Source organism: Arthrobacter sp. NEB 688, assembly GCF_013201035.1.
Lineage (GTDB): Bacteria > Actinomycetota > Actinomycetes > Actinomycetales > Dermatophilaceae > Phycicoccus.
In genome coordinates, this window is sequence record NZ_CP053707.1 from 2,598,457 (window position 1) to 2,611,969 (window position 13,513).

The 13,513-nt window shown below is 72.9% G+C and carries 16 protein-coding genes; 6 read left to right on the top strand and 10 right to left on the bottom strand.

Features of this window, described 5'->3' with window-relative positions; translation table 11 throughout:
* Positions 1 to 71: 71 nt before the first annotated feature.
* From HL663_RS12150 to HL663_RS12160, 3 genes are all read right to left on the bottom strand, one after another.
* A complete protein-coding gene (locus HL663_RS12150; protein ID WP_173028627.1) occupies positions 72 to 638 on the bottom strand; it encodes a hypothetical protein in 567 nt (188 codons plus the stop codon).
* Between the two features lie 76 nt (positions 639 to 714).
* Positions 715 to 1,083, bottom strand: coding sequence for a hypothetical protein (locus HL663_RS12155; protein WP_173028628.1), 369 nt, complete (start codon positions 1,081 to 1,083; stop codon positions 715 to 717).
* 61 nt (positions 1,084 to 1,144) lie between these two features.
* Complete coding sequence (locus tag HL663_RS12160) at positions 1,145 to 1,510, bottom strand: hypothetical protein (protein WP_173028629.1); 366 nt, start codon at positions 1,508 to 1,510, stop codon at positions 1,145 to 1,147.
* A 163-nt stretch (positions 1,511 to 1,673) separates the two neighbouring features.
* Here HL663_RS12160 and HL663_RS12165 point away from each other — a divergent pair, with 163 nt between their 5' ends.
* Both HL663_RS12165 and HL663_RS12170 read left to right on the top strand, forming a co-directional pair.
* On the top strand, positions 1,674 to 2,195 hold the full coding sequence (locus HL663_RS12165; protein ID WP_173028630.1) for a hypothetical protein: 522 nt from the start codon (positions 1,674 to 1,676) through the stop codon (positions 2,193 to 2,195).
* 174 nt (positions 2,196 to 2,369) lie between these two features.
* Entirely contained in the window at positions 2,370 to 3,041 is a 672-nt protein-coding gene (locus HL663_RS12170) for a DsbA family oxidoreductase (protein WP_173028631.1), read from the top strand.
* A gap of 119 nt (positions 3,042 to 3,160) precedes the next feature.
* On the opposite strand, the gene HL663_RS12175 is transcribed toward HL663_RS12170, so the two are convergent.
* Positions 3,161 to 3,574, bottom strand: a complete 414-nt coding sequence (locus tag HL663_RS12175; RefSeq protein ID WP_173028632.1) for a winged helix-turn-helix transcriptional regulator — start codon at positions 3,572 to 3,574, stop codon at positions 3,161 to 3,163.
* A gap of 77 nt (positions 3,575 to 3,651) precedes the next feature.
* Here HL663_RS12175 and HL663_RS12180 point away from each other — a divergent pair, with 77 nt between their 5' ends.
* The 3 genes from HL663_RS12180 (at position 3,652) to HL663_RS12190 (ending at position 5,771) form a co-directional block, all read left to right on the top strand.
* The gene (locus HL663_RS12180; protein WP_173028633.1) at positions 3,652 to 4,314 is read left to right on the top strand and encodes an NAD(P)-dependent oxidoreductase; all 663 of its coding nucleotides are present in this window, start codon (positions 3,652 to 3,654) and stop codon (positions 4,312 to 4,314) included.
* Positions 4,315 to 4,538: 224 nt separating this feature from the next.
* Positions 4,539 to 5,048, top strand: coding sequence for a hypothetical protein (locus tag HL663_RS12185; protein WP_173028634.1), 510 nt, complete (start codon positions 4,539 to 4,541; stop codon positions 5,046 to 5,048).
* 273 nt (positions 5,049 to 5,321) lie between these two features.
* Entirely contained in the window at positions 5,322 to 5,771 is a 450-nt protein-coding gene (locus tag HL663_RS12190) for a hypothetical protein (RefSeq protein WP_173028635.1), read from the top strand.
* Positions 5,772 to 5,791: 20 nt separating this feature from the next.
* Here HL663_RS12190 and HL663_RS12195 read toward each other — a convergent pair whose 3' ends face one another.
* From HL663_RS12195 to HL663_RS12215, 5 genes are all read right to left on the bottom strand, one after another.
* The gene (locus tag HL663_RS12195; RefSeq protein WP_173028636.1) at positions 5,792 to 6,034 is read right to left on the bottom strand and encodes a hypothetical protein; all 243 of its coding nucleotides are present in this window, start codon (positions 6,032 to 6,034) and stop codon (positions 5,792 to 5,794) included.
* 52 nt (positions 6,035 to 6,086) lie between these two features.
* The gene (locus HL663_RS12200; RefSeq protein WP_173028637.1) at positions 6,087 to 6,428 is read right to left on the bottom strand and encodes an antibiotic biosynthesis monooxygenase family protein; all 342 of its coding nucleotides are present in this window, start codon (positions 6,426 to 6,428) and stop codon (positions 6,087 to 6,089) included.
* A gap of 10 nt (positions 6,429 to 6,438) precedes the next feature.
* Positions 6,439 to 7,980: a helix-turn-helix domain-containing protein gene (locus HL663_RS12205; protein ID WP_286175592.1), complete on the bottom strand. Its 1,542-nt coding sequence runs from the start codon at positions 7,978 to 7,980 to the stop codon at positions 6,439 to 6,441.
* A 141-nt stretch (positions 7,981 to 8,121) separates the two neighbouring features.
* Positions 8,122 to 10,248 (bottom strand): 3-hydroxyacyl-CoA dehydrogenase NAD-binding domain-containing protein, encoded by a 2,127-nt coding sequence (locus tag HL663_RS12210; RefSeq protein WP_173028639.1) that lies wholly within the window; start codon positions 10,246 to 10,248, stop codon positions 8,122 to 8,124.
* A gap of 3 nt (positions 10,249 to 10,251) precedes the next feature.
* Positions 10,252 to 11,463 (bottom strand): thiolase family protein, encoded by a 1,212-nt coding sequence (locus tag HL663_RS12215; protein WP_173028640.1) that lies wholly within the window; start codon positions 11,461 to 11,463, stop codon positions 10,252 to 10,254.
* 130 nt (positions 11,464 to 11,593) lie between these two features.
* On the opposite strand from HL663_RS12215, the gene HL663_RS12220 reads away from it, so the two are divergent.
* Positions 11,594 to 12,229, top strand: a complete 636-nt coding sequence (locus HL663_RS12220; protein ID WP_173028641.1) for a pyridoxamine 5'-phosphate oxidase family protein — start codon at positions 11,594 to 11,596, stop codon at positions 12,227 to 12,229.
* Between the two features lie 30 nt (positions 12,230 to 12,259).
* Here HL663_RS12220 and HL663_RS12225 read toward each other — a convergent pair whose 3' ends face one another.
* Positions 12,260 to 13,468, bottom strand: a complete 1,209-nt coding sequence (locus tag HL663_RS12225; protein WP_286175593.1) for an HRDC domain-containing protein — start codon at positions 13,466 to 13,468, stop codon at positions 12,260 to 12,262.
* Between the last annotated feature and the right edge of the window lie 45 nt (positions 13,469 to 13,513).

The following is a 13,513-nucleotide window of genomic DNA, read 5'->3' on the forward strand; positions in this document are numbered from 1 at the left end:
GGCGCGCGGTCCGTCCGTGGCCCGTTCGATGCGGATGGGGGTCGTCGCGATGCGCTGGAGTCCGGTCCTGCTCAGGTGGGCCAGGACTCCAGGTCCGCTCGCTGGTGGACGAGCTCGACGGGGGCGTCGTAGCGGTCGATGAGCACGTCGAGTGCCTGGAGCGTCCGGCGACGTCCGTCGTCGTCGATGTGTCCGGTCAGGCGCAGCAGGGAGAAGCCGGCGCCGATGGTGATGGTGGCCGCGTCCACCTGTCCGCCGGCTGCAGGGATGCCGGCGCGCTCCGGGACGTCGAGCTGCGACGCGACATCGGCGAGACCACTGCCGTCCACGAGGTCGGCGACCGTGGTCGTCGGTCCCAGCTCGTCCCGCCGGTCGGACCATTCCCACACGAGATCGAATCCCTCGTCCGTCCCGAACGGTGCGAACTCTCCTGCCGGGTCGTCGTACACCGGGTCGGTGAAGTGCTCGGCGAAGGCCGGGTCGGCGTCGGGAAGGTCCGCGCCGTCCGCCGATGTCTCGTTCGTCGAGCCGGTCGTCGAGCTGCTCTGCGGGCCAACGGGTTCCGTTGTGTTTCCGCTGCCGCAACCTCCGAGGACGAGGACTGCCGCCAACGCCGCGAGCATCCGTCCCCTGTGCACCCGTCCACTGTGGCACGGCGCGTGCGCAGCGTTGTGGGATTCGCCGGAGCCGCGGGCTGGTCCGGGCCGCAGGAGGTCAGGCGCCCAGGGCCACCAGCACGGAGCAGCCCGAGAGGACGGCGCAGGCCGGCGTCATGGCCAGGCGCTCCGACCGGCTCCGGGACAGTGCGTTCATGACGACGCCCAGTGCGAAGTAGCCGACGAGCACCCAGGTGATGACCCCGAACGCCCCGTGCCTCCCGGTCGCTCGAGCGATGAGCACGATCGCCATCCCGGCATAGATCACGACCGAGACGGCGCTGCCGACCCGCAGCCTGTGGGGCAGGACCTCGTGCTGTCCGCCCCACACGAAGCGGCCCACGGGTCGCCCGGCTGCCGCTGCGACCTGGACGCCGGAGATCGCGACGAGGACGAGCGTGGCGACGACGGCAGCGGTGACGGTCACGGCAGGAAGTGTTGCAGCGCCCAGGACGAGGAGCGCGGTCATGCGGTGCAGTTCGAACCTGTTATTCGGCTTGCGGCACCAGCTGCCGTCCGGAGGCGGTGTCGACGACCGTGCGGTCACCGAGCTCGGAGTCCAGCGTCACGCGCACGAGGTCGAGGCAGTCGCCTCGACCATCCAGCAGGCCGGGCCGGCGGATGAACGCGCTCACGCTGACCTGCGACTCGGTCTCGACGACCTCGACCCGTGGGCTCTGGTTGCAGCTCTCCACCGCGAGGTCCAAGCGCGTGGAGTCGGGCCGACCCCCGACCCCGTTGATGCCGGTGTGCTGTTCGCCCACGCCGAACAACAGGGCGACGAAGACCGCACCCGCCAGACCCAGGACGAGTCCCAGCGCGAGCTTGACCTTCGAGACCTCGGGGTCGGCCACGTGCCGACGGTACTCGGGCAGAGGCCGACCCGGCCGCGCCCAGGCGTTCAGGGTGGCGTTGCCGTCCCGTCGTCGTGTTCACCAGCGCACGTGCTCGTGAAGGCGCTATGAATGCCGCATGGGGTGGGCGTCGTTGCGGCGGAGGCGGGTGGTGTCGGCAGCGGTGGTCCTGCTGACCGGCTGGTTGGTGGTGACGCAGTCGGCGCCGCTGGCTTTCTCGGTGGGCGGTGAGGGCGGGGTCGGGTTCACGCGCCCTGTCGGCGACACCGTCGTGCTCGGGTTGGATCAGCTGGTGCTGGCCGACCCGGGGCGGCGGGTGCAGCTGCTGGGGGCTCGGGTGGAGGGTTCGGGGATGGACCCGCGGGTGGCTCGCAACGACGGGGTCCGGGCCTACGAGGTCGGCCCAGCGGGCGGCATCGGTGCGATCACCGCGGACGAGCTGGACGGGAGGGAGTCGGGAGTCCCCGGCGGCTGGACGCTGGCCGAGCCGGCGGGGGTGGTCATCCGGGCCGGTCACCGGTGGGGGCTGGTCCTCGTCGTCACCGGTCTGCGAGAGGGCCGATGGTCCTCGGACGGTCTGGTCGTGGACTACCTCGTCGACGGGAAACGCAGCTCCCAGCGGTTCGACGTCCACGTCGCCGTGTGCGTCGCGGACGTCACGGTCCTGTGCGAGAGCGACGAGTGAGCTCGCTCCGGACGTCGAGGTCGGTCGAGGAGTCGCACCGGCATCTCGTGTGCGCGGGTGAGCGCTGACGGCGTCGGCCGACGAACGCCGAGGTGCCTTTTGTACGCCCTCCCGAGGTCGCGCACGATGGCGTGACGAACCAGTCGTTCGTGACGAGCGTGGGAGGAGCGACGGATGGGCGTGCAGGACGCGTCGGTGGTGGTCGAGGTGTGGACCGACCTGGGCTGCCCGTGGTGCTACGTCGGCACGCACCGGCTCCGCGCGGCGATCGACCGGCGGAGCGATGCGGACCGGTTCGAGGTGCGACTGCGGTCCTTCGAGCTGAACCCGGACGCGCCGCGGGAGCCGGAGACCATCGAGAGCGCGTTCATTCGCTCCCACGGCGGTGACGCCTCGGTCGTGCTGGAGGCCGAACGACGCATCCAGGCGCTCGCCCGGAGCGAGGGGCTGGCGTTCTCGCTCGACCGGCTGAACGCCAACACGTTCGACGTCCACCGCCTCCTGCACCACGCCGGCGAACAGGGCCTCGGGACAGTCCTTTTCACCGCACTCAAGGACCAGTTCTTCGCCGGCGCGGTCAACCCCTTCGACGGCCACGAGCTGGCCCGGGTCGCGGAGTCGGTGGGTCTGGACGCCGAGCGGGTCCGGCGCGTCCTGGCCGGTGGCGAGTACGCCGAGGCCGTTCGTGCCGACCGCCGCGAGGGTGCCGCGCTGGGGCTGACGGGAGTCCCCTTCGTGGTCGTCGACCGACGGGTGGCGGTGCCGGGTGCGCAGCCGGCCGGGGTGTACGGCGAGCTCCTCGATCAGGTCGCCGGCCCGTCGTCCGAGGCGGCGGCCCGTGACTGAGCGGGTGCAGCCCCTTGTCGTCATCGCGGGCGATCCCGTCGGCGTCTGCCACCCCGGGACCGGTCAGTGCGTCGTCCCCGCTCCGGCGGGGCCGGCTCGCGCGGAGCCGGCCACGGAGCTCAGCGAGGTCCCGCAGCCGCGGCCCGACCCACGCCGGTGAGCACGTGCTGCGCCCGGTGGGCGGCGACCGCCTCGTGGTGGCCGGCCGCCCAGCCGGCGAGGGCCAGCACCGCCTCCCGCAGCGACTGGCCGAGCTCGGTCAGCTCGTACACCACGCGTGGAGGCACCTCGGGGTAGGCGGTCCGGGTGACGAGTCCGTCGCGCTCGAGCTCCTTGACCGTGACGGTCAGCATGCGCTGCGAGATTCCCGGCACGCTCGCGTGCAGGTCGGAGTACCTCAGCGGTCCCGAGGCCAGGGTGCTGATCACCAGCACCGTCCACTTGTCGCCGATGCGGTCCAGCACCTCCCGGATGAACGCGCTGTCCTCCGGCCAGGCCGTGCACGGGCCCGAGAGCTTCCGCCGAACCGCCATGACCACTCGATTCACACACCGACGACTGTTACCGCACCAACGGCAACCCGTCACCATCCCCCAGAAGGAGCCCCTCCATGAGCACGTTGCTCGTGCTGGGCGGCAGCGGCCGCACCGGCATCCACGTCCTCGCGCACGCCGTCGCCCGCGGTCACCACGTCCGGGCGCTGGTCCGCGACCCCTCCCGGGTGGCCGCACCGGAGGGGGTGCAGCTGATCACCGGCACCCCCGCGAGGATCGACGACATCCGCCGAGCCGCCGAAGGCGCGGACGCGGTCATCAGCGTCCTCAACAACGGCCGTGCCTCGGACAACCCGTGGGCCGCGCCCGTCAGCCCGCCGACCTTCATGACCGACGCGGCCCGCTCCACCCTCACCGTCATGGGCGAGCAGGGCATCACCCGCATCGTGGCCACCTCAAGCCAGGGTGTCGCGGAGGACTGGCGGCGGATCAGCCCGCTGATGCGCGGCCTGATCACCCACTCCAACATCAAGGTGGGTTTCGCCGACCACAACGGCGTCGATGCAGCCCTGCGCGCCTCGGACGTCGACTGGACCCTCGCCCGCGCCGTCGCCCTGACCGACAGACCCGCCCGCGGACCCCTGCATGCCGCTGTCCCGGGCACGGGGAAGCCGGGGCGGTTCGTCAACCGCAGCGACCTCGCAGGCTTTCTCGTCGATACCGTCGAGAACGACGCCTGGGTCCGCCGGGCGCCGCTCGTCTGGAACGCCCGTCGGTGACGCCGGGGATGGCCGTGCGGGATCCGAGGTCGTCGGCGCCGGCCGGGGAGGGCCTTCGGAGCATGGTGAGGCGCTGACCGTGGAGGCGCGCACCGGACGATGCGCTGCTGGGCGCGCGCCGCATCCTGTGGTCTGGGACGACAGACGCGGGCGATCTCGCCCGTGCTGCAGCAGCGCCGAAATGCTGTTGGGACGGGCTGTGTCGGAGAGCTAGCGTGACCGGCATGGAGGTCAGGTTCGAGCGCACCGCCCACCGGCGGTACGCGGTCGCCGTCCTGCGCACGCTGCACGGAGACCTCCGCCTGGACCCCGCGCCGGGCTACTCCGACCTGATCCCTCACGACCTGGTGCACCTCGTGGTTGAGCAGGAGATCGGTCTGCGGCAGGGGATCTTCGGCCAGCTCGCCGCGGGCGGCAACGCCGGGACCTTCGTGCCGACCCAGGAGCTGCGGACCAAGGCGTGGGCACGTCAGGTCGAGCGACGCAACAGGTCCACCGGAGGCGACATGGGGCGCTCGGAGGACCTCGCGGCGCAGGTCTACCCGCGCTGGCTGCGCCACAGCGGTCACGTGCCGGGCAGTCACTCCGTGCGCCAGGACCCACCGGCGACCGACCTCACGGCCAGCGAGCTCGACCGGGCGTTCGAGCGTCTCGACGTGCTGTCACGGCAATGGCGAGCGCTCGACGTCGGTAGGTCGATGACGGTCGAGTGGCCGTGGCCCGAGCGGACCTGACCGGCTCAACGACACCGCGCTCGAAGGCGCTCGTCCTGCACGGCCGGCGGCAGATGAGGACGGGCGGCCGAGCAACCGCGTCGTGATAGTGATGACGCGGAAGTCGGCTGGTGACGGGGATGCAACCCTGTCACCAGCCGATTTCCCCGCCATCCCTGGGATGACGGGGAACCTCGCGCTCCTCGGCAGGAGAGGACGGATGCGCGCAGGCTCGGCCTGCATCCGACCCGCCGCCGACGCCGTGGTTGCGCACAGCGCTGCGATGATCGGACGGTGACCTCGCAGAGCGACCCGACCGACCTTGCTGCCGAGCGCCGCCGGCAGGCCCGGGAGAACGCCGAGTACCACCACGCGGCCGCCGCCCGCGCGGCCGAGGCCGAGGCGCGTCGCACCGCCCCGATGGTGGCGGAGTTCGCCGAGGCGATGCGCGCGGCGGGCGTCGAGCCGATCCGGCTGCGGGCCCACCCGTACAGCGGCAGCGGCACGCTGCGCACCGACGTCGAGGGCTGGTACGTGCGTCGGGACCACCGGGCCGCGGTCGGCGCCGACGGCCGCTGGTACGTCCTCGTCGTCGCCCCGAGCCTGCGGGGGCGGCTGACCGGCATCCACGTGGAGCCGACCGACGCCCCGCTCCAGGTCGGCGCCGGCGGACGGGACGGCGACTCGGTCGCTCTCGACGTGCTGCTCCGGCTGCGGCTGGAGGCCGGGCCCGACTTCCCCTGACGACGGGTCGAGGGAAGGGCTCAGCCGGCCTCGGGATGCGCCTGCGGCACGCCGTCGTAGCCGTCGGCGAGGCCGGAGGCCAGCACCTCGACCAGCCCGGCGGCCTCGTCGGGCGAGAGCCGGGTCGTCGCGACGCAGACGTTGTCGCGCCACACCGACAGGACGACGACGCCGGCCTCGGGGTGCCACGTCACGCGCAGCGCACGCCCCTCGCCGCGGGCGTCGGGGACGACCGCGCTGCGACCGGGGACGGAGCGCTCCATCCCCGCAGTGTGCGCCGGGGGAGCGGTCCCTGTCGAGAGGGCGAGGCAGCGCTCAGGCGTCGGTGCGGTGCGTGAACGACGACGCGTACGACGTCTCGCCGACGGCGATGGAGTACTCGGCGTAGTAGTCGCTGATGCCGTGCCGCTGCGCCTCGCGGTGGCGCGGGTGGTCACGCCACCCCCGGTGCGACGCGGCGTCGGCGAACGTGACGATCGTCGCCCGCTCGCCGTCGTCGGCGACGAAGGTCTTGGTCTCGACGAACCCCGGCATCGACCGGGCGAGCTCGGCCACGACGGCGAGCTCGTCCCGGTAGGCGCCCTCGTGCTCAGGGCGCAGGCGGTTGCGGAAGACCGTCACCACCTGGCCCGGCAGCGGGCGCTCGACGCCGGTCACGGGAGGACCCTCAGATGTCGCGGAAGGTCTCGATCGTCGCGCCGAGGGCGTTGAGGCGCTCGGCGAGGTCCTCGTACCCGCGGTTGATGACGTAGACGTTGCGCAGCACCGAGGTGCCGGGCGCGGCGAGCATCGCGAGGAGCACGACGACGCCGGGACGCAGCGCCGGCGGGCACATGACCTCGGCGGCGCGCCACTTCGGCGTCGGGCCGCTGATCATCACCCGGTGCGGGTCGAGCAGCTGCACCTGGGCGCCGATCTTCGTCAGCTCGGTGAGGTAGATCGCGCGGTTCTCGTAGACCCAGTCGTGGATCATCGTCGTGCCCTCGGCGCACGCGGCGATGAGCGCGAAGAACGGCAGGTTGTCGATGTTGAGGCCCGGGAAGGGCATCGGCGCGATCTTGTCGACCGGCGCGGTGAGCGGGCCCGGGTGGATCGTCAGGTCGACGAGGCGGGTGTGCCCGTTGTTCGCGAGGTACTCCTCGGTGAGGTCGAACGTCAGCCCCATCTCCTCGAGGGTCGCCAGCTCGATCTCGAGGAACTCGATCGGCACGCGCTCGATGGTGATCGTCGACTCGGTGACGACGGCGGCCGCGATGAGGCTCATCGCCTCGATCGGGTCCTCGGAGGGGAAGTACTCGATGTCGGTGTCGACCTTGCCGACACCGGTGACGGTGAGGGTCGTCGTGCCGATGCCGTCGATCTCGACCCCGAGGCCGCGCAGGAAGAAGCACAGGTCCTGGACCATGTAGTTCGGGGAGGCGTTGCGGATGACCGTCGTGCCCTCGTACCGGGCAGCGGCCAGGAGGACGTTCTCGGTCACGGTGTCGCCGCGCTCGGTGAGGACGATGGCGCGCTTCGGGTGGCGGTTGCGGTCGACCGCGGCCTCGTAGAAGCCGTGCGTCGCCGTGACGTCGAGCCCGAAGTGGCGCAGCGCCGACAGGTGCGGCTCGACGGTGCGCGTGCCGAGGTCGCAGCCACCGGCGTAGGGCAGCTGGAAGGCGTCGTACTCGGCGAGCAGCGGACCGAGGAACATGATGACGGTGCGCGTGCGGCGGGCGGCGTCGATGTCGATGCCGTCGAGGTCCAGGCGCGCCGGCGGCACGATCTCGAGGTCGTTGCTGTCGGGCAGCCAGCGGACCTTGACGCCGATCGAGGTGAGGACCTCGATGATCCGGTTGACCTCCTCGATGCGCGCGAGGTTGCGCAGCGTCGTGCGGCCCTTGTTGAGCAGGCTGGCGCACAGGAGGGCGACGGCGGCGTTCTTGCTCGTCTTGACGGGGATCGAGCCGGAGAGCTTGCGCCCCCCGACGATCCGCAGGTGCTGGGGACCGGAGTGGCCGAGCGAGACGAACTCGCTGTCGAGCTTCTCGCCGACGCGGGCGAGCATCTCGAGCGAGAGGTTCTGCTTGCCCTGCTCGATCCGGGCGACCGCGCTCTGGCTGGTGCCGAGGAGCTCCGCGAGCTCGCTCTGGGTCAGCCCCTGGTGGCGGCGGGCGTCCCGGATGAGGGTGCCGATCCGGGTCAGGTAGGTGTCGGTGGAGGTCGTCACGTCACCCATGGTAGATCAGATATGAGATATCGCGACGTCCGGAGCCGCGCGTCCTGGGGGCTCTCTCAGGCATGCCCGTGACCTGCGACGACGGCACGGACCGTGGGGTCCGTGCCGTCGTCGTGAGGGTCGTGCGGGCGGTCAGGCGGTGGCCGGGACGCTCGCGACGCCGTGGGGGAGGACCCGGCGGCCGAGCACCCGGGTGGTCACGCCCTCGCGGTCCAGCAGGGGGATGATCCCGCCGTTCCAGAACTGGAAGCCGGCGCCGGTGATCATCGCGAGGTCGATGTCCATCGGGGCCTCGACGACGCCCTCGGCGAGCATCAGCCCGACCTCCTCGGCGATGGCGCCGAGCACCCGCTCGCGCACCTCGTCGACGGAGAGCTCGACCGGCTCGGCGGGCTGCTCGCGCATCGCCTCGACCTCGGGGTCGGGCACCGGTCGGCCGCGCTCGTCGGTCGCGTAGAAGCCGCGCTTGCCCGCCTCGACGACGCGCCGGAGCGTCGGCGAGACGAAGAACCGGTCACCGAAGGCGCGGTGCAGGGTCTCGCTGTTGTGCAGCGCGATCGCCGGGCCGACGAGGCCGAGCAGGACGAAGGGCGGCATCGGCGCGAGGCCGGCGACGGCGCGGTCCGCGACGGCCACCGGGGTGCCCTCGTCGACGATGCGCGAGTACTCGCCCATGAAGCGGCCGAGCAGGCGGTTGACGACGAACGACGCCGAGTCCTTGGACCGGACGCACGTCTTCTTCAGGCCCTTGCCGACCGCGAAGCCGGTGGCGAGGGTCGCCTCGTCGGTGCGCTCGCCGGGGATGACCTCGAGCAGCGGCATGACCGCGACCGGGTTGAAGAAGTGCAGCCCGACGACCCGCTCCGGGTGGGCGAGGCCGCTGGCCATCTCGGTGATCGAGAGCGACGAGGTGTTCGTCGCGAGGACGCACTCGGCGGAGACGACGGCCTCGACCTCGGCGAAGACCTGCTGCTTGACCGACATCTCCTCGAACACGGCCTCGATGACGAGGTCGGCGTCGGCGAAGCCGTCCTTGGACGTCGAGCCGGTGACCAGGCCCTTGAGGAAGGACGCCTTGTCGGGGGAGACGCGGCGCTTGGCGAGCAGCTGGTCGACCTCGTGGTGCACGTAGTCGACGCCCTTGGTCACGCGGTCCTCGTCGAGGTCGGTCATGACGACCGGCACCCCGAGGCGGCGGGCGAAGAGCAGCGCGAGCTGGCTGGCCATCAGCCCGGCGCCGACGACGCCGACCTTGGTGACCGGGCGGGCGAGCGCCTTGTCGGGGGCGCCGGCGGGACGCTTGGCCCGCTTCTGGACGAGGTCGAAGGCGTAGAGGCCGGCCCGCAGCTCGTCGGACATGATGAGGTCGCCGAGCGCCTCGTCCTCGGCGGCGAAGGCGTCCTCGCGCGACGCGGTGCGCGCCGCCCGGACGAGCTGGACCGCCCGCAGGGCGCCGGGGGCCCGGCCACCCGTCCTGGCGACGACGACCTTGCCGGCGCGGTCGCACGCGGCGTCCCACGCCTCGGCGGACCGGTCGACCTCGTCACGGTCGACCGTGACGGCACCGGTCAGCACGGCGGCCGCCCAGCGCAGCGAGTCCTCGAGGAAGTCGGCCGGGGGGAGCAGGACGTCGGCGATGCCCATCGCGGCGACGTCCTTGGCGGCGAGCATCCGGTTCTGCGACAGCGGGTTCTCGATGATGACCTTGAGCGCGGCCTCGGCGCCGACGAGGTTCGGCAGCATCCAGCAGCCGCCCCAGCCGGGGACGAGCCCGAGGAAGGTCTCGGGCAGGGCGAACGCGGGGACGCCGGCCGAGATGGTCCGGTGGTCGGCCGCGAGCGCGAGCTCGACGCCACCGCCCATCGCCGCGCCGTTGACGAACGCGAACGTCGGCACGGGCAGGTCCATGAGGGTCGCGAAGGCGCGGTGGCCGGCCCGCGCGATCTCGACGGCCTGGCTGCGGTCGGTGACGTAGGGGATTCCGGACAGGTCGGCGCCGACGGCGAAGACGAACGGCTTGCCGGTGACGCCGACGGCCTGGATCTCGCCGGCCTCGGCGCGCGCCCGCAGGGTGTCGAGCGTGGCCTGGAGACCGGCGACGCCCTCGGGCCCGAAGGTGTTCGGGCGGGTGTGGTCCTTGCCGTTGTCGAGCGTGACGAGGGCGAGGGTGCCGGCGCCGCCGGGGAGCGCGACGTCCTGCACCGGGGTGCGGGTGACGACCTCGGCGGGCAGCGCGGGGGCCTGGGTGGTGGTGGTCATGGCTCAGGCGTCCTTCCGGTAGTCCGCATGGTTCGGGTTCTCCCAGATGACGCAGCCGCCCATCCCGATGCCGATGCACATCGCGGTCAGGCCGTAGCGCACCTCGGGGTGCTCCTCGAAGTGGCGGGCGAGCTGGGTCATGAGGCGCACGCCGGAGGACGCGAGCGGGTGGCCGGTGGCGATGGCGCCGCCCCACGGGTTGACGCGCTCGTCGTCGTCGGCGATGCCGAAGTGGTCGAGGAAGGAGAGGACCTGGACGGCGAAGGCCTCGTTGAGCTCGAAGAGGCCGATGTCGTCGATGGTCAGCCCCGCCTTGGCGAGGGCCTTCTCGGTCGCGGGGACCGGGCCGATGCCCATGACCTCGGGCTCGACGCCGACGAAGGCGTGCGAGACCAGGCGCATCCGCACCGGGAGGCCGAGCTCGTCGGCGGCCGACTGGCTCGCGAGGAGGCAAGCGGTGGCACCGTCGTTGAGACCGGCGGCGTTGCCGGCGGTCACGTTGCCGTGGGGGCGGAACGGGGTCTTGAGGGCGGCGAGCTCCTCGAGCGTCGTGCCCGGGCGCGGCGGCTCGTCGGTGGTCGCCAGGCCCCAGCCCTTCTCGGCGTGGCGGGTCGCGACGGGGACGAGGTCGGGCTGGACCTTGCCGGCCTCGTAGGCGGCGGCGAGCTTGCGCTGGCTGCCCACGGCGAACGCGTCGCAGCGCTCCTTGGTCAGCTGCGGGAAGCGGTCGTGGAGGTTCTCGGCGGTCTTGCCCATGACGAGGGCGGACTCGTCGACGAGGCGCTCGGCGACGATGCGCGGGTTGGGGTCGACGCCCTCGCCCATCGGGTGGCGGCCCATGTGCTCGACGCCGCCGGCGACGGCGATGTCGATGGCCCCGACGCCGATGGCGGACGACACGGTCGTCACGGCGGTCATCGCGCCGGCGCACATCCGGTCGATGGAGTAGCCCGGCGTCGACTTCGGCAGCCCGGACAGGAGGGCGGTCATCCGGCCCAGGGTCAGGCCCTGGTCGCCGATCTGCGTGGTCGCCGCGATGGCGACCTCCTCGACGCGCTCCGTCGGCAGCTCGGGGTGGCGCCGCAGCAGCTCGCGGACGCACTTGATGACGAGGTCGTCGGCGCGGGTCTGGGCGTACATGCCCTTCTCGCCGGCCTTGCCGAAGGGGGTGCGGACGCCGTCGACGAAGACGACCTCCTGGAGCTCACGGGGCACGAGGTGGCCTCCCTGGTCGGGGACGTGGGACCGCCCGGCGGGGACCGGGCTGCGTCGATCGTACTAAGCAAGCGCTCAGTCATCGAGAGGTCCCGGGGTGACCGGGGTCACGCGTCGTAGCCTGAGCGCCATGGACGAGCGCGGATGGACGACCGTCGACGACGCCGAGGCGCTGGCCGCCCTCGTCGGTGAGCCGGCCCGGCGCGCCGTCGAGAAGGAGCGCGACCACCTGCTGGACGTGGACCTCGAGTGGCTCGCGGCGTCCCCGTTCTGCGTGCTGGCGACGGCGGACGCCGACGGCGCGTGCGACGCCTCGCCGAAGGGCGACCCCGCCGGGAGCCTCGTCCACGTCATCGACCGCCGCACCCTCGCCGTCGCCGAGCGGCCCGGCAACCGCCGCGTCGACGGCTACCGCAACGTGCTGGCCAACCCGCACGTCGGGCTGCTCTTCCTGCTGCCCGGACGCGGCGACACGCTGCGGGTCAACGGCCGGGCCCGGCTGGTGTCGGACGCGCCGTTCCTCGACGAGATGACCGTGCGCGGCCACCGCCCGCTGCTCGCCCTCGTCGTCGAGGTCGAGCAGGTGTTCTTCCACTGCAGCAAGGCGTTCCTGCGCGCCGGCCTCTGGGAGCCGGAGACGTGGCGCCCCTTCGACGAGGTGCCGCGGCGGGCGGCCATCGCCCACGACGTCGAGCCGGACGGGCGCACCCTCGAGGAGCTCGACGCCTACTACGGCCCCGCGTACGCCGAGGGCCTGTACCGCTGAGCGCCGCGGCTCAAGGCCGGCGGTCGCCGCTCAGGCGTCGGGGTGGGCCTCGAACGCCGCGACGAGCATCGGGGCGAGGACGTCGGACTGCCAGCGGCGGACGCCGTAGGCGGCGAGCGCGGCCGAGAAGCCCTCGAGGTCGCGCTGCTCCGGCGGCGTCCACACGACGCGGCGCAGCGGGTCGGGCGAGCAGACGTTCTCGACGGGGATGCTGTGCTCCTCTGCGAACTCGGTCAGCGCGGCCCGGGTCTGCGACAGGCGGGCTGCGGCGGCGGGGTTCTTGTCGGCCCAGACCCGCGGCGGCGGCGGGCCGTCCGAGGGGAGGGTGCGCGGGGGCAGCGCGTCCTCCGGCAGGGCGACGGCCCGCTCGACCGCCTCGACCCACTGCCGGCCGTAGCGCTTGATCGCGCGGTGGCCCGAGGGCAGGGCGCCGGTGTCGCGGGGGAGGGCGGTCGCGATGTCGACGAGCGCGGCGTCGGGCAGCACGCGGCCGACCGAGGTGTCGCGCTCGCGGGCGATGGCGTCGCGGGCGTACCAGAGCTCGCGGATGACCCCGACGGCCCGGCGCGATCGCAGCGTGTTGATGCCGGAGGTCCGGCGCCACGGGTCGACGCGCTCGGTCGGGGTCCAGGTGAGGAGCGCGGTGAACTCCTGGCGCGCCCACTCGTCCTTGCCCTGCGCGGCGAGGTCGACGCCCATGAGGTTGCGCAGCTCGCCGAGGACCTCGACGTCGAGCGCCGCGTAGCGCAGCCACGGGTCGGGCAGGGGGCGCGTGGACCAGTCGACGGCCGAGTGCTCCTTGGCCAGGCGCAGCCCGAGGTAGTGCTCGACGACGGCGGCGAGGCCGACGCGGGGCAGGCCGAGAATGCGGGCCGCGAGCTCGGTGTCGAAGAGCTGGCGCGGGCGCAGGCCGACCTCGGCGAGGCAGGCGAGGTCCTGGGTCGCGGCGTGGAGGATCCACTCGGCCGCGCCGATGGCCTCGTTGACGGGGGTGAGGTCGGGGACCGCGACGGGGTCGATGAGCCAGGTGCCGGAGCCCTCGCGGCGCAGCTGCACGAGGTAGGCGCGCTGGCCGTAGCGGTAGCCGGAGGCGCGCTCGGCGTCGATGGCGACCGGCCCGACGCCGGCGGCGATCGCGGCGGCGGCCCGGTCGAGCGCCCGCTCGGACTCGACGACGGCGGGGACGCCCTCGGCCGGCTCCTCGAGGGGCACGGGCTCCGCGACGGGGCTGGCGGACACGTGGTCATCCTCCGGGATCGGGTCGGTGCTGGGGGTCTCCTGGCT